Genomic DNA, 19,715 nt, shown 5'->3' with positions numbered 1-19,715 from the left:
ATCGCAACACGAGCACAACAATGACCACCCCTTCCCTGGCTGACTACAAGTCGCCCCGTTCCTGGCTCACGCTGGGGATATTCCTGGTTGTCGTGATCGGCGTTGGTGCGCTTATCGGCACGCAGTCCGTGCCCGGCGCCTGGTATGAAGGCCTGACCAAGCCCCCGTTCAATCCGCCCAACTGGATTTTTGGCCCGGTCTGGTTCACGCTTTACGTGATGATCGCGGCGGCAGGCTGGCGCATCTGGATGATTGCCCCCGACAGCGGCGCCATGAAGCTGTGGTTCGCGCAGATGGCAGTGAACTGGGTATGGTCGCCGATCTGGTTCATCGGACAGATGCTGTGGCCGGCCTTTGCAGTGATCGTCGTGCTGCTGGCGCTGATCGTGGCGTTCATCGTCGCGGCCCGGCGGCATGATGGGATCGCCGCCTGGCTGTTCGCGCCCTATCTGGCCTGGGTGAGCTTTGCCAGCGTGCTGAACCTGTCCATCGCCCTGCTGAACTAGCCGGGACGGGCTTCGAGCCCGCGAGCCCAACGGACAACCGGACGCTCGAGCAGGTAGAAGCTCAGCGTGCCCAGGGCCACGCTGAGCGTTATGGCGAGCGCGCTCGACCACAGCCAGATGGTCCAGCCACCGTCGAGCCAGGTCTGGAAGGCAGGGGGCAGAAGGCGCGCCACGAGGCCAATGACCAGGAAATGCCAGACATAGATGCCGAAGGATATGTTGGCGAGGAACCTGCTCGGCGGGTTGTCGAGCAGTCGTCCTGCGGCGACTGACGAGGGCAGCGCGATGAGGGCGACGCCGATGGCCAGGGGCATCCAGGGATAGGCATAGGGAATACCCAGCAGGCCATAGCCTTCGCTGGGGCTGCCAATATGGGCGGCCATGATCCAGATGGTTGCCGCGATGGCGAGCAGGCCGACCAGATCAAACAGCCAGTGACGCATGGTGGCCAGCGCAACCTGGATGCCGGCCGCCAGGGCGCCCAGTGCGAAGATGGCAAAGAATCCGAGCGGGTTGAAGCGCGGCATCCAGGCCTTGGCGCCGCCGATCAGGCCATGCTCCCAGCCCCGCGCGACCTCGTCGATGGGTGCCCATTGCACGATCATCCAATGCAGCGCCAACGCCAGGCCGATCACCGCGATCCAGGCGAGCCGCGCCGCATGCCCCCTGAGGCGCAGCGCGAAAAGGGCAGCGAGGCAGAGCGGCAGCAGCAGGTAGGCGGTGACTTCGAAACCGATCGACCAGAGGGGGCCATTGTTGTCGACAGGGAACAGGGTCACCCAGTGCCAGTCACTGACGAGCAGGAAGCCGGCGAGGAAGCGCAAAACGTGCTCAGTATCGAGCGGGGAGCCGCTGATTGTGACGCTGAGGGTGAAGCTGACGATGAGGGCCAGCCAGAAGCCGGGCAGGATGCGGGCCGCGCGCCGCAGCGCGTAGATGCGCAGCGAGGGCATGGGGGCGTTGCGGTCCAGCGCCAGCCAGAATGGACGCGCCAGCAGGAAGCCGCTCAGCACGAAGAAGATGGAGACGCCGAAGCTGCCAGTGACCAGGAAGCCCATGATGGGACGCGCTGCCGAGGGGACATTGCCCATATCCATCCTGAACGCCAGGTGATGGAACAACACCATGAGACAGGCGGCGGCACGCAGGAAATCCGCGCCAAGCAGTCGCTGTTGGGTCAATTGGCAATCCTGCACCGTTGCGGCGACAGGCCTGCCCGAGCCTATGGCCGCGGTCAAGCGGGTTGCGGTGCCGACAACCTGCCTGCGTGTTCGAAGCGGCGCGCCCAGAGCATGATCGGCGCCTCCATCCAGCGATAGGACAGTGTGGCAATGACCATCGAGATGGCGATGATCACGAGGCTTGCAACGAGGAATTTGGCGGGGTCGGCAATCGTGCCTTGGGTGAGTTCGGGCACCCAGTAGAGACGGACCAGTTCGAGTACCAGATAGTGCCAGACATAGATGCCGAAGGAGATGCGGGCGAGATAGGCGACGGGCGGATTGTCCAGAACGCGCCCCACGAGGCGGCCCGAAGGCGCAAAGGCGAGCGCAGAGGCGACGAGCAGTTGAAAGGTCGGGAATTCATGGGGGACGCGCAGCCAGCCGTAGAATTCTCCGCCGCCTGCGAGGCCGCTGACCCAGATCATCCAGCCGGCCGCCGCGATGGCAGCCACGGCGAGAAGATCGAAGATGAACGAGCGGCGATGCGCCAGAAGGGTCTGGATGCCGCCGGCCCACGCGCCGATGGCGAACATGGCGAAGAAAGCGAAGGGGTTGAACCAGGGCATCCAGGTCTTGGCGCCGCCCTGCAGGCCGTAGTTCCAGCCCTTGCGGAAGGGGTCGACCACGACCGTGTTGCTGAAGATCCAGTGGCCCCCCAGCGCAGCAGCGATCACGACCAGCCAGGCCAGGCGGGCCGGCCAGCCCGCTATCCTGCCCCGGGCGAGGCCCAAGAGGGCGAGGAAGCCCAGGGGCAGCAGCACATAGGATGTCACCTCGAAGCCGATGGACCAGAGCGGGCCATTGATCTCGACGGGGAAGAGCGTCGTCCAGTGCCAGTCGCTGACCAGCAGGAGCCCGGCGACGTAGCGCAGCCAGAGCCAGGCATCGAGCGCGAAGCCGAAGACCGTGACGCTCAGGATGAAGGTCACGGTCAGCGCCAGCCAGAAGCCGGGCGCGATGCGGGCGGCCCGGCGCAGCGCATAGATGCGCAGCGACGGCAGGGGCCGGCCGGCATCCAGGGCCTGCCAGAATGGCCGGGCGAGGAGGAAGCCACTCAGGACGAAGAACATGGCAACGCCAAAGCCGCCCACGCTGTTGAAGACCTGGGCGAAGGGATTGCTGCCGAGTTCGCTGCGGAAATCGATGCGTTGCGCCAGATGATGGAAGAGCACGATGAAGCAGGCGCTGGCCCGCATGAAATCGGCGCCATAGAGGCGGTTTTCGCTGTCGCTCATCTGTCTCCCCCAGATGTGCCATTCGGCATCTGTCTGTGGGGATTACAGCTGCCATTGTTGGCGGCAATCCGCAATGCTGTCCTGCTGCAGTTGGACTTGCGGAATCTGTGCCGGGACGATATGGCCTCGCCATGAAAACCCCCGAGACTGCCGCCCCCGACGCCATCCTCATCGTGGACTTCGGTTCGCAGGTCACCCAGCTGATCGCGCGCCGCATTCGAGAGACGGGTGTCTATTGCGAAATCCACCCGTTCAACAAGGCGGCAGAGGCCTTTGCGGCGCTGCGGCCCAAGGGTGTCATCTTTTCGGGCGGACCGGCTTCGGTGACCGAGGAGGGCAGCCCCAGGGCGCCACAGGCGATCATCGATTCCGGACTTCCCATCCTGGCCATCTGCTATGGGCAGCAGACTTTCTGCCTGCAGCTGGGCGGCAAGGTCGAGGGCGGGCACCATCGGGAATTCGGCCGGGCCGATGTCGAAATCCTCGAGCCCAGCGCGCTCTATGAGGGTATCTGGCAGGTCGGCGGCAAGTATCCAGTCTGGATGAGTCACGGCGACCGCGTCACCGAGCTGCCCGAGGGCTTCAAGGTCATGGCGACCTCGCCCAATGCACCATTCGCCATTGCCGGCGACGAGGCGCGCAAGTGCTACACGACCATGTTCCATCCCGAGGTCGTGCATACGCCCGATGGCGGCAAGCTCTTGGCCAATTTCGTGCACAAGATCGTCGGGCTGCAGTCCGACTGGAACATGCATGCCTATCGGCAGAAGATGGTCGAGAAGATCCGCGCCCAGGTCGGCACGGGCAAGGTGATCTGCGGGCTCTCCGGCGGCGTCGATTCCTCGGTTGCGGCCGTGCTGATCCATGAGGCAATCGGCGACCAGCTGACCTGCATCTATGTCGACCACGGGCTGATGCGTCTCAACGAGAGCGAACAGGTCGTGACCATGTTCCGCGACCAGTACAATATCCCGCTGGTGCATGTGGACGCGTCCAAGGTGTTCCTGCGCGAGCTTGATGGGCAGTCGGACCCCGAGACCAAGCGCAAGATCATCGGGCGGCTGTTTATCGAGACCTTCGAGGAAGAAGCCCGGAAGCTGGGCGGCGCGCAGTTCCTGGCGCAGGGCACGCTTTATCCGGACGTGATCGAGTCGGTGTCGTTTACCGGCGGCCCCTCGGTGACCATCAAGAGCCACCACAATGTGGGCGGGCTGCCCGAGCGCATGAACATGCAGTTGGTCGAGCCGCTGCGCGAGCTGTTCAAGGACGAGGTCCGGGTGCTTGGCCGCGAACTGGGCCTGCCCGAGAGCTTTATCGGTCGCCACCCCTTCCCCGGCCCCGGCCTTGCCATTCGCTGCCCGGGCGGCATCACGCCCGAAAAGCTGGATATCCTGCGCCAGGCCGATGCCATCTATCTCGACGAGATCCGCAAGTCGGGCCAGTATGACAAGATCTGGCAGGCCTTTGCCGTGCTGCTGCCGGTGCAGACGGTGGGCGTGATGGGCGACGGGCGGACCTATGAGTTTGTCTGCGCGCTGCGGGCGGTGACCTCGGTCGACGGGATGACGGCGGACTTCTACCAGTTCGACATGAACTTCCTCGGCAAGACGGCGACCCGCATCATCAACGAGGTGCGCGGCATCAATCGCGTCGTCTACGACGTGACCAGCAAGCCGCCCGGCACGATCGAGTGGGAATAGCAGGCAAAACGCAGGAAATTCGCCAGCATGCTTGCAGCAATCCGCCGGATTGCTGGCGTTTGCTTTCCACCGGCAGCATGTTAAACGTGCGCCCGAATTCACTGATGACCTAGGCAGGCCATGTCCGAACAGAATATTTTCCGCGAAGTCGACGAGGAGCTGCGCAGCGATCGCATGCGCGCCCTGTGGCGTCGTTTCGCGCCCTATGTGATCGGCGCCGCCGTGGGCGTGGTCGCCATCGTGGCGGTCAATGAAGGCTGGTCTTGGTATCACGCCAACAATGCCGCGCAGTCTTCCGACGAACTTTACACCGCGTTCGACCTCATCGATGGCGGCGACCTGCCTGGCGCCCAGAGCCAGCTCGACGCGCTGATCGCCCACGGTTCGGGCAGCTACCCGGTGCTGGCGCAGTTCCGCAAGGCGGGCGTTCTGGCCAGGGAAGGCGCGACGGCAGATGCCGTTGCCGCCTATGACGCGCTGGCCAATGGCCAGTCCAATCCCCGCCTGCGCGAGCTGGCGCTGGTGCTGGGCGGCACGCTGCTGGTCGATAGCGGCACACTGGCCGATGTCGAATCCCGCGTGGGCAGCATTGCCGTCGAAGGCAGCCCGCTGCGCAATGCAGCGCGCGAAGCGCTGGGACTGGCACAATACAAGGCCGGCGATTTCACTGCGGCGCAGGAAAGCTTTGAGGCCGTCATCAACGATCCGATGACGCAGAGCAGCACGCGCAACCGCATGGGCTATTACCTGGCCCAGCTGCTGGCGCAGGGCGCCGTTGCGGCAGCGCCGGAAGCGGACGCTGCCGATGCGGCAGCGACCGCCATTGACGAAATTGTCAGCGATGAAGCCCCTGCCGCCGAAGCCCCGGCCGAGGTGGCCCCTGCTGAAACAACCGAGGCCGTGCCGGCCGCGCAATAGCGGCCGCCACACCTCACGCCGGATCGGAACCCAGAACGCATGACCGTCACCGTTGCCATTGTCGGTCGTCCCAACGTCGGCAAATCCACCCTGTTCAATCGCCTCGTTGGTCGCAAGATCGCGCTGGTCGATGATACGCCGGGCGTGACCCGCGACCGCCGCGAGGCGGAGGGCCGGATTGCGGACCTGACCTTCCGCATTCTCGACACGGCCGGCTATGAGGACGTGACCGACGGGAGCCTGGAAGACCGGATGCGCCAGCAGACCGAGCTGGCGATCAAGGAAGCCGATGTCATCCTGTTCATGATCGATGCGCGGGCCGGCGTGGTGCCGCTCGACGAGCGCTTCGCGCAGGTCCTGCGCAAGGCGGGCAAGGATGTGCACCTGGTCGGCAACAAGGCCGAGAGCGGCGCGGCCGAGGCCGGGCTGGTGGAAGCCTACCGGCTGGGCTTTGGCGAGGCCATTGCGCTGTCGGCCGAGCACGGGCTCGGCCTGGCGGAGCTCTATTCCATTGTGTCGGCGGCCATTGACCGCGTCGCCGCCGAGAAGGAAGGGACCGAGATCGGCGATCTCGACGAAATGCCCGAGGTTGATGTCGACATCACCGAGGACATGCTGGAAGGCGAAGGCGAAGAGGCGACGCTGCGCTGGAATCCCAAGCGCTACCTCAACGTGGCCATTGTCGGCCGCCCCAATGCCGGCAAGTCGACGCTGATCAACCGCATGGTGGGTGAAGACCGCGTGCTGGTCGGGCCCGAGGCCGGCATTACCCGCGACAGCATCCTGGTGCCGTGGGAATGGGAAGGCCGGGTGATCAACCTGGTCGACACCGCCGGCATCCGCCGCCGCGCCCGGGTGACCGAGAAGCTCGAGAAGCTGGCCGTGGGCGACAGCCTGCGCTCGATCCAGTATGCCGAAGTCGTCGTGCTGATGCTCGATGCGACCATTCCCTTCGAGAAGCAGGACCTGGCGCTGGCGGACCTCGTGGAACGCGAGGGGCGCGCCCTGGTCATTGCGCTCAACAAGTGGGACCTGATCGAGGACAAGAACGAAGCCCTCAAGGTGCTGCGCGAAGAGTGCGAGCGGCTGCTGCCGCAGCTGCGCGGCGTGCCGCTGGTGACCCTGTCGGGCCTGACGGGCAAGAATATCGACAAGCTGATGGACGCGATCTTCAAGATCGAGCGCAACTGGAATTCGCATGTGTCCACCGCGCGGCTCAACCGCTGGCTGGCCGGGATGGTCGAGGGGCACCCGCCTCCGGCCGTGTCGGGCCGCCGGCTCAAGCTGCGCTACATGACGCAGGCCAAGACCAGGCCGCCGAGCTTCATCCTGTTCGCGTCGCGGCCGGATGTGCTGCCGACCTCGTATCAGCGCTACCTGGTCAACGGGCTGCGCGACGCCTTCGACATCAAGGGGACGCCGATCCGGCTCTGGGTGCGTGGCGGCAGCGAGAACCCCTATAACGACAAGCAGAAGCGCCGACTTGGATAACAAAAAACCCGCGGATCGCTCCGCGGGTTTCTTGTTTCTGGACGGTGCTATCGCCCGCTGCGGTAGTTGGGGGCTTCCCTCGTGATGATGACGTCGTGGACGTGGCTTTCGCTGAGGGCGGCGCCGGAGATCTTCACGAAGACGGAGTTGTCGCGGAAGTCCTTGAGGTTGTGGGCGCCCGTATAGCCCATGGAGGCGCGCAGGCCTCCGGCGAGCTGGTGCAGCACGGCGCCGGCGGCGCCCTTGTAGGGCACCTGGCCCTCGATGCCCTCGGGGACCAGCTTCATCTGGTCGCGCACATCCTGCTGGAAGTAGCGATCGGCAGAGCCGGAACCCATGGCGCCGACCGAGCCCATGCCGCGATAGGATTTGTAGGAGCGGCCCTGGTAGAGGTAGACTTCGCCCGGGCTCTCGTCGGTGCCCGCAAGGAGTGAGCCAATCATGACGCAGGAGGCGCCACCGGCCAGGGCCTTGGCCATATCGCCGGAGAACTTGATGCCGCCATCGGCGATGACGGGAATGCCCTGGCGGGCCCCCTCCTCCGCGCAGGCCATGACGGCCGCCAGCTGGGGGACACCGACGCCGGCGACGATGCGAGTGGTGCAGATCGAGCCGGGGCCGATGCCCACCTTGATGGAATCGGCGCCAGCATCGATCAGCGCCTTGACGGCCTCGGCGGTGGCGACATTGCCGGCGACGATGCGGGTGGAATTGCTCTCGCGCTTGACGCGCTCGACGGCCTCGGCGACGCGCACGGAATGACCGTGGGCGGTATCGATGACCAGGAGGTCCACGCCAGCGTCGATGAGCGCCAGCGAGCGCTCGAAGCCCTGGTCGCCGACCGTGGAGGCGGCAGCGACGCGCAGGCGCCCCTGATCGTCCTTGACGGCGTTGGGATTGAGCTGGGCCTTTTCGATGTCCTTGACGGTGATGAGACCGGTGCAGCGGTAGTCGGCATCGACGACCAGCAGCTTTTCGATGCGGTGCTTGTGCAGGAGCACCTTGGCTTCGTCCTTGCTGACGCCGTCACGTACGGTGACCAGTTTTTCGAAGGTCATCAGCTCGCGGATGGGCTGGGCCGGATGTGAGGCGAAGCGCACGTCGCGATTGGTGAGGATGCCGACCAGCTTGCCGATGGCGCGACCGCCCTTGCCGCCATTCTCGACAACTGGGATGCCGGAGATGCGGTTGGACTGCATCAGAGCCAGGGCATCGGCCAGAGTGGCGTCGGGGCCGATGGTGATGGGGTTGATCACCATCCCGCTCTCGAAGGACTTGACCATGCGAACCTGCTCGGCCTGCTCGGCGGCGGTGAGGTTCTTGTGGATCACGCCCATGCCGCCGGCCTGGGCCATGGCAATGGCCATGGCGCTCTCGGTGACGGTATCCATGGCCGAAGACAGGATGGGAAGATTGAGCGCTATGTCCTTGGTGACATAGGTGGAAATGTCGGTTTCGGTGGGCAGGACATCGGACCGCGCCGGCTGCAGCAGCACGTCGTCAAAGGTCAAAGCCGCATCGCCGGTGATGGTGGTAATAATCTTCGCCAAGGCCAGACCTTTCCTGCCTTCTGATCGGATCAGAAATGTTGGAATGTGAACCGGCCGATGGACTCGGCGGGCTCGGGTTGGCGAGGGTCAATAGCACCGGGCGGGCGGCTTGCATAGGGGTGGGCGATGCAGGCCAGCCGGGGCGGCCCCGCCCTGGCTGCATGCCTTGGGACGCCGGGCGATCAAATCTACCATACAAGCGCCCTTTCAGCTTTTCAGCTTTGGCTACGGGGTCCATAGTTGTACCGGTCGCATTCGCGCCCTGCCCCGATTCCTCCCGGTCTGCTTGTCGTGATCCGCGTCACCCCCCTCATCCTGGCGGTCGCCCTGTTCATGGAACAGATGGACTCGACCGTCATCGCCACGTCGCTGCCGGCGATCGCGGCCGATATCGGCACCGAGCCGATCGCGCTCAAGCTGGCGCTGACGGCCTATTTCGTGGCGCTGGCCATCTTCATTCCGATCAGCGGCTGGATGGCCGACCGGTTTGGCGCCAAGAACATCTTCCGGCTGGCGATCCTCGTCTTCATGCTGGGGTCGCTCGCCTGCTCGTTTTCGTTCTCGCTCGAGAGCTTCGTGGTGTCGCGGTTCTTCCAGGGCATTGGCAGCTCGATGATGACGCCGGTGGGGCGGCTGCTGCTGGTGCGCTCGACGCCGCGGAGCGAACTGGTGGGGGCCATGGCCTGGCTGACCATTCCGGCCCTGCTGGGGCCCCTGACCGGCCCGCTCATCGGGGGCTTTCTCACCACCTATCTGAGCTGGCACTGGATCTTCTGGATCAATATTCCGATCGGCATCGCCGGGATCATCCTGGCCGGCATTTTCCTCAAGGTGCCGGACGCGCGCATTCCCCGGCCGATCGACGCCGTGGGGTTCATCCTGGCCGGCATCGCCTTTGCCGGCTGCGTGTTCGGCCTGTCCGTCGTCAGCCTGCCCGCTTTGCCGCTGGTCTATGGCTACCTGACCATCGCCATCGGGGCCGTTTCGGGCATTTTCTATTTCCTGCATGCCAAGCGAACGACATTCCCGCTGCTGGACCCGGCGCTGCTGCGGCACAAGCTGTTTCGCGCCTCGATCCTGGGCGGATCGTTCTTCCGCATCGGCGTTGGGGCGGTGCCCTTCCTGCTGCCGCTGATGCTGCAGCTGGGATTTGGGCTCAATCCGTTTCAGTCGGGGGCCATTACCTTCGTTTCGGCCATTGGCGCGATCATGAGCAAGTTCATCGCCGAGCGGGTGTTCGCGCGCTTCGGCTTTCCGCGCATATTGGGGTTCGCGGCGCTGTTCGGCGGGTTGCTGATCGCGGCGCAGGGGCTGTTCAGTATCGATACGCCGATCCCGGTAATGATGGCGGTGTTGCTGGCGGGCGGCGTGCTGCGCTCGGTATTCTTCACCGGCACCAATGCGCTGGGCTATGCCGATGTGAGCGACGAGGAGGCGAGCCAGGCGACAGCGATCGTTGCCGTGTGCCAGCAGCTCAGCATCGCCTTTGGCGTGGCAGTGGCCGGCGGCATTCTCGAAGTCAGCACCCGCATGCATGGCGGGGAGCTGTCGCTATTTGATTTTCAGCTTGCGTTTTTCGTGGTCGGCGGGCTCAGCGCGCTGGCCGGATTGATTTATTGGCGACTGCCAGCCGATGCCGGGCACGATGTTTCGGGCCACAAGGCTATCGCAAAGGAGTGACCGGGATTTCCCGGCAACAGATATTTGTCACGCACCGTGCCCCTCATCCTCGCCACCGCCCTGTTCATGGAGAACATGGACTCGACGGTGATCGCCACCTCGCTGGCCGCCATTGCCGCCGATATCGGGACGGACCCGATCTCGCTCAAGCTGGCGCTGACGGCGTATCTCGTGGCGCTGGCCATCTTCATCCCGATATCGAGCTGGATGGCCGACCGGTTCGGGGCGCGCAACGTGTTCCGCGTGGCCATGCTGGTCTTCATGCTCGGCTCGATCGGCTGCGCGCTGTCCAGTTCGCTGCTGCAGTTTGTCGGCGCGCGCTTCGTGCAGGGCATGGGTGGCGCAATGATGGGACCGGTGGCGCGGCTGGTGCTGGTGCGGGCGACCCCGCGGCACCAGCTGGTGGACGCCATGGCCTGGCTGACCATTCCGGCGCTGATCGGGCCCATTCTGGGCCCGCCGTTCGGCGGCTTTCTCACCACCTATTTTTCCTGGCACTGGATCTTCATCATCAATGTGCCGATCGGCATTCTGGGCATTGTGCTGGTCGGCTTCGCGCTGCCCAATACGCCATCGCGCAGCGCGCCGCGGCAGATCGACCGCAAGGGGTTCGTTCTGGCCGGTGCGGCCTTTGCGCTGTTTGCCTTCGGCTGCTCGGTGATGAGCCTGCCGGCGCTGCCCCCGGTGATCGGCGCGGTGGCTGCCTCGATCGGCATAGGCATCGGCGCCATCTATGTGCGGCATGCGCTGAGCACGGAATATCCGCTGCTCGACCTGCGTCTGCTGCGACTGCCGGTGTTTCGCATCTCGGTGGTGGCGGGGACGTTTTTCCGGCTGGGCCAGGGGGCGGTGCCGTTCCTGTTTCCGCTGATGCTGCAACTCAGCTTCGGGATGAGCCCGTTTGAATCGGGGATGATCACCTTTGTCAGCGCCATCGGGGCACTGGTGGCCAAGTTCGTCTGCAACTGGATCTTTGCCCGCTTCGGTTTCAAGTATCCGCTGGTGCTGGCGACGGCCATTTCATGCCTCGGGATCCTGGCCATGGGGCTCTATACGCCGGCGACGCCGCTGCCGCTGATGTTGGGCATCCTGACCTTTGTCGGCTTCTGGCAATCGGTGTTCTGGACGGGCTCCAACGCCTTCGTCTTTGCCGATGTGGAGGACAAGGATGCCGGGCAGGCCAATGTGATCAGCCAGGTCTGGGGCCAGCTGATGTTCGCCATGGGCGTGGCGCTGGGCGGCGGCACGCTGGAACTGGTGCATCGCATGCGCGGCGAGGGACCGCTGGTGCTGGCCGACTTCCAGATGGCGTTCTTCGTGGTGACCGCGGTGGGGGCGATCGCCACCGTGCTGTTCCTGCGGCTGCCGAACAATGCCGGTCACCAGCTGACGCGCGGCGGCGGTGGCGAGCACTGAAGGGCCCCTACCTCTCCCTTCGCGGGAGAGGTGAAGGCTAGCGGTCGTAATCGCCTTCGCCCTGCACGGTATCGTTGGTGCCCTTGAAACCCTTGGCAATCAGGTAGGCTTCGGCCGAATCCTGGCGGCTGGAGGGGGGCTTGGCATGGAAGGTCGTCTTGAAGTGGCGCTTGAGCATGTGCAGCAGCTCATGCTCGGTGCCGCCCTGGAACACCTTGGCGACGAAGACGCCGCCGGGCGACAGCACGTCGAGCGCAAAGGCGGCGGCCACCTCGATGAGCTGGACGATGCGCAGGTGGTCGGTGGGGCGGTGGCCGGTGGTGGGCCAGGCCATGTCGCTCATCACGATATCGGCCTTCTTGCCGCGCATGGCCTCGATCAGCATGGCAGGCGCGTCATCGTCGGTGAAATCCTTCTGCAGCAGGATAACGCCGGGAATGGGGTCCATTTCCAGATAATCGATGCCGACAATCAGGGGATTGGCCGAGGTAGAGCCCGTCGCCTTGGCAGCAACCTGTGCCCAGCCGCCTGGGGCGGCGCCCAGATCGACGACGCGCATGCCCTTGCGGAAGAGCTTGTACTTCTCGTCCATCTCGCGAATCTTGAAGGCGGCGCGCGAGCGGTAGCCCTCGGCGCGGGCGCGGGCGACATAAGGGTCGTTGAGCTGGCGCTCCAGCCATTTGGTGGAGCTCACCTTGCGGCCCTTGGCCGATTTGACGCGGATCTTGAGATCCTTGTCGGACTTGCGGCCGCCTGTACCGAGAGCCTTATCCACCATTGCCATTCCTCCGCGGATATCGCACCGCACGGCTGTGGGCGCGGTCGGCGTCCATCAGCGAAATCAAGATGCCCTCGCGCAAGCCGCGATCGGCGACGCGCACGCGTTCGGTCGGCCATTCGCGCCGAATGGCCTCGAAAATGGCGCAACCGGGCAGGACCAGATCGGCGCGGTCGCGCCCGATGCAGGGATGGGCCACGCGGCGATCAAAGGGCATAGCCAGCAGCACCTTCATGGTCTCGTCGACCTCGCCGCGCTTCATCCACAGGCCATCGACCTTCTGGCGCTCGTAGCGCTCTAAGCCGAGATGGAGCCCGGCCAGCGTGGTTACGGTGCCCGAGGTGCCGATCAGGTGCACGGGATGGGTGGCGATCATCTGGCGCAGCTTCTCGCGGCCGCGGAACTGGCGGAGATGCTCGGCGACATGGGCCACCATGGCCTCGAAGACCGCGGGGGAGACATCGACGCCGCCGAATTTCTCGGCAATGGAGACAACGCCCACCGGCAGCGACTGCCAGGAGCGGATCGAGGCGGACATGCGTCCCTGCGCCTTGGGGCGGCCGCCGCGAAAATCCATCCAGGCCAGTTCGGACGAGCCGCCGCCGATATCGAACATCAGCGCGCCCTGCGCCGTGCCCTCGATCAGGTCGGCACAGCCGGTAACGGCCAGCTCGGCCTCGGTCCGGCGATCGACGATTTCGAGATCGAGCCCGATTTCGGCCTTGACGCGGGCGAGGAAGGCCGGACCGTTCTCGGCGGCACGGCAGGCCTCGGTGGCGATCAGGCGCATGCGGGTGGGCTGGTGCTCGCGCAACTTGTTGCGGCACTGGCGCAGCGCCTCCATGGTGCGCTCCATGGCCGCATCGCCCAGGCGCCCGGTGACCGAGACGCCCTCGCCGAGGCGGACAATGCGGGTGAAGCCATCAAGGACGCGGAAGCCGTGATCATGCGGGCGAGCGATGAGCAGGCGGCAATTGTTGGTGCCCAGATCGAGCGCGGCATAGATGGGCCCGCGATGCCGGCGCGGATTGGGGGCGGCTGGTGTCCGCTTTTCCGCATCGGGGGGAGGCGAATCGCCCCCTGCCCTCCCCGCCGGTCCGGGACCGGACGGGGCACGGATCGCCGGCTCGTCCGGGGACGAAAGTGCGGCGGCGGACCGATCGGAATCGGTCACAGAAGTCTCCTGTCGTGCGCGGTCGCCAAAACCGGCCAAGCCGGTCGCGCCCGAACGCACTGTTGATTGCGTGTCGCCGACGACGGTAGTGCAAGGGGGCGGCGAGCGCAATGCCGGCGGCATGCAACGCGGACATGTCAGAGGCGCTTGCAATCTCGTCAGGCATTGTCTATGCAGTGCCCGCGCCGGACGCTCGCTGAGCCTCCCGCGTTACCGACGGCCTGAGGCCGATCCCTTGCTGGGGAATAGTTCAACGGTAGAACAGCGGACTCTGACTCCGTCAATCTTGGTTCGAATCCAGGTTCCCCAGCCATCTCTCTTTTCGCAATGATTTCAGTAATTTAGCAGAACGCTGTCACACCCTTTTGTCACACCTAAGTGGCTCACTCTAGGGCGGGTTGACGACGCACTGATTCCTGTCCATGCTCATGTTGCTCCCGGATGGGAGCTGGAAATGAAACCTGGAATGGTTTCGATCATGAGACGTCGCTGGATAGTGACAATGAGGCAGGCCCCTGTGGCCTTGCTGATGACGCGCATATTGCGGTCAATTGATCGAAGCCAGTCCCTCTTTGAGGAACTGGACTATGACGACAGAAACCACAAAACTTGTTATCCGCTTTGCTCTTGTTGCTGAGCAACCGAACCCTCGTGATGAGGATCGGCTGACCAGCGGCACGGAGGAAAACTCTATCGCTGGCATTAAGCGTTATACTGGCTTCGCTCGCGGCAAAGATCTCTATCCACTCTTCGACCACGTCTCGCTCGAGGCTAACCCACGCGCTGCAAAGGTTGGCGCCGTGGTCAAGGATATCCTCGAGTCGCTCAGCAGGACGCCCGACCTGTTTCCCTTTAAGTCCAAGGGAGTGCTCCTGGGCACGGCCGACTATGAAGCCTTGCAGCGCAACCGCTTCGAACTGCGCTTTAACGACCCTGCCTCGGAAGGGGTGCTCGATGGCGGACACAACATGCTCGCGATCGGCATGCATATGCTCTCTGCTGTTGCGGACGTGTCCAAGATCCAGCTCTGGGACGACATGAAAGAGTTGTGGGACGACAACCGCGTTGCCCTGGAGAAGGTCAAAGACCGCTTCGACTTTTTGGTGCCTGTAGAGCTCCTGGTGCCTTCGGACGTTGAAGACGAACGCGTGGTCTCCGACTTCGAAATGTCGGTGCTCGAGATCTGCGCCGCTCGCAACAACAATGCTCAGCTTACGCAAGAGACGAAGTCCAATAAGATGGGCTTCTATGATGAGATCCGTGGTCGTCTCGACAAGAGCATCGCGGATCGGGTGGAATGGAAAAGCAACGAGTGGGACAGCAATGAAGCTCGTCCTATCAAGGTCCGCGACCTGCTCGCCCTGGCATGGATCCCGCTAAATTTCGCCAATGAGAAGAAGCTGCTGCCGATCGACATTTCTGTCTCTCCGCAGAACATCTATCGCAACAAGGGCGAGTGCTCGAAGCAATTCGACAAGCTAATGGCCGATCCGTCTGTTTCTCAAAAAGTCGATGGTCCGATCCACGAGTTGCATAACGAAGTCGTCTCCAGCGCTTTCGACATTCTGGCGGATCTTCCCAAGCTCTACGACCGCATCTACGCGGACTTCCCTGAGGCATACAACTCGAACGGCTATCGCTTCGGCGGCAACAACATCGTCAAGATTTACGATCCAGCTCGTCGTGCAGCCGCCAAGGATAAGAGCGGCTTCGTCCTCACTCGCCCGACTACTCAATTTACGAATGAAGCAGTGGATTACCGCTATCCTGACGGGCTGATCATGCCTCTCGTATATGGCCTCAAGGGGCTCATGACGGTCAAAGACGGCTCCGTTGTGTGGGCGACGGAGCCGTTCGACTTCCTTGATAAGTATCTCTCCGACATTGCTGGGGCTTACCGCCTGGTGCTCGACATGGCCCGCTTCGATCCGCAGAAGTTGGCTAAGAACCAGGCCAGCCATGAATTCGCTGTCGGCGAATTTGAGAAGGCTCTCCTGAAGCACAAGGCCGCGCGAGCCGACGAAGGCGTCTTCGCCTAGCTGCAAAGCCCATTGACTGTTGAGGCGGCCCCATGCGGCCGCCTCTTTTTTATGCGGGTGCTGCACCGGCATCGATGATCATGCGCCACTTCTCCGGCCAGAGATCGTGCATACCGCCGAGCTGGTCGGCGACCAAGTATTCCTCAACCTGGCCGGAGAACGGACAGAGCTGCACGCCCATGCGCTGGCGAAGGGCAGGCGCTTGCTCTGGACGAGATGTCGGACCTGGTGGCCGCCATATATGACTGTGCCATCGATCCGAACGAATGGCCTCGAGCACTGGCGGCGCTTTGCGCGGCGATGAACTTCAAGAGCGCAGCGCTCAACCTGCGCACCTATCCGTCCGGCGACATTCTGCTGCTGTACACCAGCGGCATCGAGCAGCACTGGCTTGAAAAGCTACATGGATACGGCGCTGAGGCGCTGGAGCAGTGGGGCGGAATTGGCAAGCTCCTGACCTACGACCCCAACCAGCCGGCGCTAATGTCCGAGAAGCACAAGGAAGGGCTGACCGAGGCGAACCGCATCTATGTTGAATGGACCAAGCCCCGCGGAATCATCGACGTCATGGCATTCGGGCTTGCGCGTGATGGTGCCGCCGTGGGCACCATGGCGTTTGGTCGCCATCGCGATGCCGGCCCCGTCACCGAGCGTGAGCTTTCGCTGGCGCGCTTGCTAATTCCGCACCTGCAGAGATCCGTTGCCATATCGCGCCTGCTGGATATCGGCTCCATCAAGTCGGATATGTTCCAGAGCGTGGTCGATGCGCTGTCCGTGGGTGTGGTCGTCACCGACGTCAGCCTCAAGATCATTCATGCCAATCAGGCCGCGCAACGGATGCTGTCCGCAGGTGCGCCGGTGAGTGCCGTCAACGGTAGGCTATCCGTGCCGTCTCCAGGCGCTACACCAGCGCTTTCAAGGGCGGTGACGAAGGCCGCGACGGATGAGAAATCTCTGGGATCCAATGGCTTTGGGATACCCTTGCGGCTGGGAGACCAGACCCATGTCTTCCACGTCCTGCCTCTTCGCTCAGGGCAGATCCGGCCCACGGTCAGCGTGTCAGCCGACGCTGCTATCTTCATTACCCCGTCACGAAAATCACCGCTCTGGCCCGAACTGGAGATAGCCTTCCTGTTTGATCTGACGCCCGCGGAGGCCAAGGTCTTCGAAAAGATTTCGGCAGGAGCGTCACCGCGGCAGATCGCGGCCGAGACCGGCGCGGCCCAGAGCACGATCAAGACCCACCTGCTGCAGGTATTCGCAAAGACCGGTTGCCACCGCCAGGCCGAGCTTGTTGCCCTGGCCTCATCCCTCAAGTTGCCAGTCTGGTGACTATCAACCAGCGATGTGGATGGTCAGAGTCGCTGCGCGCCCCCTGTTTGGATTTTGGATCACCTTTGGCGCCTCCCCGAAAACCGACGTTGCATGATTCCGTCAGCAGCCGTCAGGCGCATCCATATTCGACGATAGAATCCATTTGCCGACAGCTCTCGTGCTGGTGCTGCCGGTGTCCCAAATAGGCAGCAAAGTCTCGTATGGGGAAAACGGACTCACTGGTTTGGGCATTGGCGCGACCCGTGCGGACATCCGCCGATTGTCATTCATGTCGTGAGTTTGCGCCACTCACCATCGGCGTTTCGTCGTGGAACTTGGGCGAAAAACTCCGCATAGGGGCCCGAAGTCGCGAGGGCAAATAGCTGCTCCAGCGCGGCCATTGGCTCGTCAGACGCATCAACTCTCAAATCCAGATCAGGATAGGCCTGTGTCGTATAGACGCGCAGGGCGGCGGAGCCGATGCCGCGGCTGTCGCCGCCTGCCGCAGCACCCGCCAGCAGGGCGGCAAGTAACCTGCCCGCGAAGCCCGCCTTGTGTTGACAGTGATAGCCCGCCAGCATCTCATCGAGCACTGCCGGACCCGTCAGCATGTTCCCGGCCAGCGCCACTCCCGCTGCCGTGAGATGCCCTGCATAGGGCACACATCGTTCGCCGGTCCATCCCTCGGACGCGCCGTTGGCATCAACGACGATGACTTGACGCTGGCGCGCTTCGGTGTCCCGAGCGAGCGCGGCCTGCAAGGCCGCAGCGGCCGGGTGCTCATCCAGCAGCGCCAGCGTGTCGATCGCCAGATAGGGGTTTGTCATGGCCTGGGTCGCCACCGCACCCACACGACTGCGGCCATGCGGCACCAGTGCCCCGACCATGGGCCCGGCCGTGGCCGTGGCGATACCCAGGGCGCCCGTATCGGGATCACGGGCCACGATGGAAAAGGTCATCACGCATCCTAACGCATAGACTATTTATCATCACAAATTGACGGTGCTCGAAATTTATGATGATAAATTACCAGAGTTCTTTTCTCACGGTCCTTTTCGCGAGGCAAGAGCGAGGGAAAGCAAGGAGGTTTCACATGATCCGCAAATGGAAAGCTATCGCGCCGCTACTGCTGGCCGCTACGGCACTGACCCTAGTCTCGCCGGCCATGGCGCAGACGCCGCCCAATATTCTGGTCGTCGGCCAGATCGCCGAACCGGCATCGCTTGATCCGCATGTCTCCACCGCCGCCAACGATTTCCGCATCGCGGTCAACATCTATGACGGCCTCGTGCGCAACAGGCCGGGCACGCTCGAAATCGAGCCGGCTCTGGCGACCGACTGGACCATTTCCGATACGGGCCTGGAATATACCTTCAACCTGCGCGAGGGCGTCACGTTCCATGATGGAACCCCCTTCAATGCCGAGGCGGTGAAGTTCAACTTCGACCGCATGCTCGATGAGGACCATCCCTTTGCCGCGACCGGCCCGTTCCCGCTGGCCTTCTTCTTCTCCGCGGTCGAGAGCGTCGAGGTGGTCGATGACCTGACGGTCAAGTTCACGCTCAACGAGCCCTTCGCCCCTTTCATGTCAAATCTGGCCTCGCCCACCGGCCTCATCGTCTCGCCGGCCGCAGTCGAGGCCTCGGGCGCCGACTATGGCCGCAATCCGGTCGGCACCGGCGCGTTCAAGTTTGAGGAATGGCAGTCCAATACCAGCGTGGTCGCCTCGCGCAACGAGGACTATTGGGATGGTGCACCGTCCCTCGAAGCGGTGATCTTCCGCCCGATCACCGATGCAAATACCCGTGTCGCCGAAATGCTCTCCGGTGGCATCGACGTGCTGCTCGAGACCCCGCCAGACAACGTTGCCCAGTTCCGCGATGATGCCAATTACAGCGTGGTCGAGGCCGTCGGGCCCCATGTCTGGTATGTCATGCTCAATGCCAAGGAAGGCCCCTTTGCCGATGTGCGCGTCCGCCAGGCGGTGAACTATGCCGTCAACAAGGAAAGCCTCGTCAACGACGTGCTGCAGGGTACGGCAGACGTCTCGGCCGGTCCGATCCCGCCAGCTTTCAACTGGGCCTATAATGAAGAGGTCACCCCCTATCCCTACGACCCCGAAAAGGCCAAGGCATTGCTGGCCGAAGCCGGGGCCGAGGGCGCGACTGTCACCTTCCTCGTGACCGAGGGCGGCTCGGGCATGCTTGATCCCGTCCCCATGGGCACCGCCATCCAGGCCGACCTGGCCGCGGTGGGGCTCAATGTCGAGATCCAGACCTATGAGTGGAACACTTTCCTCTCCGAGGTCAATCCGGGCCTCGAGGGCAAGGCCGACATGGCCGAAATGGCCTGGATGACCTCCGATCCCGACACCCTGCCCTTCCTGACCCTGCGCACCGCGGCCTTCCCCGCCGAAGGCGGGTTCAACTCGTCCTACTATTCCAATCCGGAAGTCGATGCCCTGCTCGACCAGGCCCGCATCTCCACCGATCCGGCGGAACGCGGCGAACTCTACAAGCAGGTCCAGGCGATCACACACGAGGATGCCCCCTGGCTCTTCGTTGCCAACTGGAAGCAGAATGCCGTCGTCACCAGCGCGGTGGGCGATTTCGAACTGCAGCCAGATTTCGGCCTGGTGCTCCGAGACGTGACCAAGCCATAAACCAGACAGCCGGGTGAGGGCCCTACCCT

General features: G+C 63.6%; 15 protein-coding genes and 1 tRNA gene. 10 read left to right on the top strand and 6 right to left on the bottom strand.

The window, feature by feature from the left end:
* The first annotated feature begins 20 nt into the window (after positions 1 to 20).
* Positions 21 to 506: a TspO/MBR family protein gene (locus ACLI1C_RS07295; protein ID WP_411396217.1), complete on the top strand. Its 486-nt coding sequence runs from the start codon at positions 21 to 23 to the stop codon at positions 504 to 506.
* Here the strand turns inward: ACLI1C_RS07295 and ACLI1C_RS07290 are convergent.
* Positions 503 to 1,687 carry an acyltransferase family protein gene (locus ACLI1C_RS07290; protein WP_411396216.1) on the bottom strand — a complete coding sequence of 395 codons (1,185 nt, stop codon included), beginning with the start codon at positions 1,685 to 1,687 and terminating at the stop codon, positions 503 to 505. The genes ACLI1C_RS07295 and ACLI1C_RS07290 overlap by 4 nt on opposite strands.
* Before the next feature lie 53 nt (positions 1,688 to 1,740).
* Entirely contained in the window at positions 1,741 to 2,964 is a 1,224-nt protein-coding gene (locus ACLI1C_RS07285; RefSeq protein WP_411396215.1) for an acyltransferase family protein, read from the bottom strand.
* A gap of 131 nt (positions 2,965 to 3,095) precedes the next feature.
* Here ACLI1C_RS07285 and guaA point away from each other — a divergent pair, with 131 nt between their 5' ends.
* From guaA to der, 3 genes are all read left to right on the top strand, one after another.
* Positions 3,096 to 4,664, top strand: coding sequence for a glutamine-hydrolyzing GMP synthase (gene guaA / locus ACLI1C_RS07280; RefSeq protein ID WP_411396214.1), 1,569 nt, complete (start codon positions 3,096 to 3,098; stop codon positions 4,662 to 4,664).
* Positions 4,665 to 4,784: 120 nt separating this feature from the next.
* Entirely contained in the window at positions 4,785 to 5,582 is a 798-nt protein-coding gene (locus ACLI1C_RS07275) for a tetratricopeptide repeat protein (protein WP_411396213.1), read from the top strand.
* Positions 5,583 to 5,621: 39 nt separating this feature from the next.
* Positions 5,622 to 7,073: a ribosome biogenesis GTPase Der gene (der, locus tag ACLI1C_RS07270; RefSeq protein ID WP_411396212.1), complete on the top strand. Its 1,452-nt coding sequence runs from the start codon at positions 5,622 to 5,624 to the stop codon at positions 7,071 to 7,073.
* Between the two features lie 47 nt (positions 7,074 to 7,120).
* Here der and guaB read toward each other — a convergent pair whose 3' ends face one another.
* A complete protein-coding gene (gene guaB / locus ACLI1C_RS07265) occupies positions 7,121 to 8,623 on the bottom strand; it encodes an IMP dehydrogenase (protein ID WP_411396211.1) in 1,503 nt (500 codons plus the stop codon).
* Positions 8,624 to 8,914: 291 nt separating this feature from the next.
* Here guaB and ACLI1C_RS07260 point away from each other — a divergent pair, with 291 nt between their 5' ends.
* Together ACLI1C_RS07260 and ACLI1C_RS07255 are read left to right on the top strand one after the other, a co-directional pair.
* Complete coding sequence (locus ACLI1C_RS07260; protein ID WP_411396210.1) at positions 8,915 to 10,303, top strand: MFS transporter; 1,389 nt, start codon at positions 8,915 to 8,917, stop codon at positions 10,301 to 10,303.
* A 24-nt stretch (positions 10,304 to 10,327) separates the two neighbouring features.
* Entirely contained in the window at positions 10,328 to 11,719 is a 1,392-nt protein-coding gene (locus tag ACLI1C_RS07255) for an MFS transporter (protein WP_411396209.1), read from the top strand.
* Positions 11,720 to 11,756: 37 nt separating this feature from the next.
* Here ACLI1C_RS07255 and ACLI1C_RS07250 read toward each other — a convergent pair whose 3' ends face one another.
* A complete protein-coding gene (locus ACLI1C_RS07250; RefSeq protein ID WP_411396208.1) occupies positions 11,757 to 12,497 on the bottom strand; it encodes an RlmE family RNA methyltransferase in 741 nt (246 codons plus the stop codon).
* Positions 12,487 to 13,671, bottom strand: coding sequence for a Ppx/GppA phosphatase family protein (locus ACLI1C_RS07245; protein WP_411396207.1), 1,185 nt, complete (start codon positions 13,669 to 13,671; stop codon positions 12,487 to 12,489). Before ACLI1C_RS07245 ends, ACLI1C_RS07250 begins: the two co-directional genes overlap by 11 nt.
* 239 nt (positions 13,672 to 13,910) lie before the next feature.
* Here ACLI1C_RS07245 and ACLI1C_RS07240 point away from each other — a divergent pair.
* From ACLI1C_RS07240 to ACLI1C_RS07230, 3 genes are all read left to right on the top strand, one after another.
* Positions 13,911 to 13,984: transfer RNA gene (locus tag ACLI1C_RS07240), tRNA-Gln, on the top strand.
* Positions 13,985 to 14,258: 274 nt separating this feature from the next.
* On the top strand, positions 14,259 to 15,710 hold the full coding sequence (locus tag ACLI1C_RS07235) for a hypothetical protein (RefSeq protein ID WP_411396206.1): 1,452 nt from the start codon (positions 14,259 to 14,261) through the stop codon (positions 15,708 to 15,710).
* 216 nt (positions 15,711 to 15,926) lie between these two features.
* Positions 15,927 to 17,042 carry a helix-turn-helix transcriptional regulator gene (locus tag ACLI1C_RS07230; protein WP_411396205.1) on the top strand — a complete coding sequence of 372 codons (1,116 nt, stop codon included), beginning with the start codon at positions 15,927 to 15,929 and terminating at the stop codon, positions 17,040 to 17,042.
* A 269-nt stretch (positions 17,043 to 17,311) separates the two neighbouring features.
* Here the strand turns inward: ACLI1C_RS07230 and ACLI1C_RS07225 are convergent, their stop codons facing one another.
* Positions 17,312 to 17,983: a DUF1028 domain-containing protein gene (locus ACLI1C_RS07225; protein WP_411396204.1), complete on the bottom strand. Its 672-nt coding sequence runs from the start codon at positions 17,981 to 17,983 to the stop codon at positions 17,312 to 17,314.
* A gap of 206 nt (positions 17,984 to 18,189) precedes the next feature.
* On the opposite strand from ACLI1C_RS07225, the gene ACLI1C_RS07220 reads away from it, so the two are divergent.
* Positions 18,190 to 19,686, top strand: coding sequence for an ABC transporter substrate-binding protein (locus ACLI1C_RS07220; protein ID WP_411398251.1), 1,497 nt, complete (start codon positions 18,190 to 18,192; stop codon positions 19,684 to 19,686).
* The last annotated feature ends 29 nt before the right edge of the window (positions 19,687 to 19,715 follow it).

Source organism: Devosia sp. XGJD_8 (assembly GCF_046614475.1).
In the GTDB taxonomy this organism is placed as follows: Bacteria; Pseudomonadota; Alphaproteobacteria; order Rhizobiales; family Devosiaceae; genus Devosia.
Note: the sequence above shows the minus strand (reverse complement) of the source record. Positions and strands in the feature narration are given on the sequence as shown.

What these genes read in the sequence shown, in the direction of transcription:
- guaA (WP_411396214.1), top strand. Translation starts at nt 3,096, where the DNA reads ATGAAAACCCCCGAGACTGCCGCCCCCGACGCCATCCTCATCGTGGAC.
- ACLI1C_RS07230 (WP_411396205.1), top strand. Translation starts at nt 15,927, where the DNA reads ATGTCGGACCTGGTGGCCGCCATATATGACTGTGCCATCGATCCGAAC.
- ACLI1C_RS07295 (WP_411396217.1), top strand. Translation starts at nt 21, where the DNA reads ATGACCACCCCTTCCCTGGCTGACTACAAGTCGCCCCGTTCCTGGCTC.
- ACLI1C_RS07220 (WP_411398251.1), top strand. Translation starts at nt 18,190, where the DNA reads ATGGCGCAGACGCCGCCCAATATTCTGGTCGTCGGCCAGATCGCCGAA.
- der (WP_411396212.1), top strand. Translation starts at nt 5,622, where the DNA reads ATGACCGTCACCGTTGCCATTGTCGGTCGTCCCAACGTCGGCAAATCC.
- ACLI1C_RS07275 (WP_411396213.1), top strand. Translation starts at nt 4,785, where the DNA reads ATGTCCGAACAGAATATTTTCCGCGAAGTCGACGAGGAGCTGCGCAGC.
- ACLI1C_RS07250 (WP_411396208.1), bottom strand. Translation starts at nt 12,497, where the DNA reads ATGGTGGATAAGGCTCTCGGTACAGGCGGCCGCAAGTCCGACAAGGAT.
- ACLI1C_RS07285 (WP_411396215.1), bottom strand. Translation starts at nt 2,964, where the DNA reads ATGAGCGACAGCGAAAACCGCCTCTATGGCGCCGATTTCATGCGGGCC.
- ACLI1C_RS07235 (WP_411396206.1), top strand. Translation starts at nt 14,259, where the DNA reads ATGACGACAGAAACCACAAAACTTGTTATCCGCTTTGCTCTTGTTGCT.
- ACLI1C_RS07225 (WP_411396204.1), bottom strand. Translation starts at nt 17,983, where the DNA reads ATGACCTTTTCCATCGTGGCCCGTGATCCCGATACGGGCGCCCTGGGT.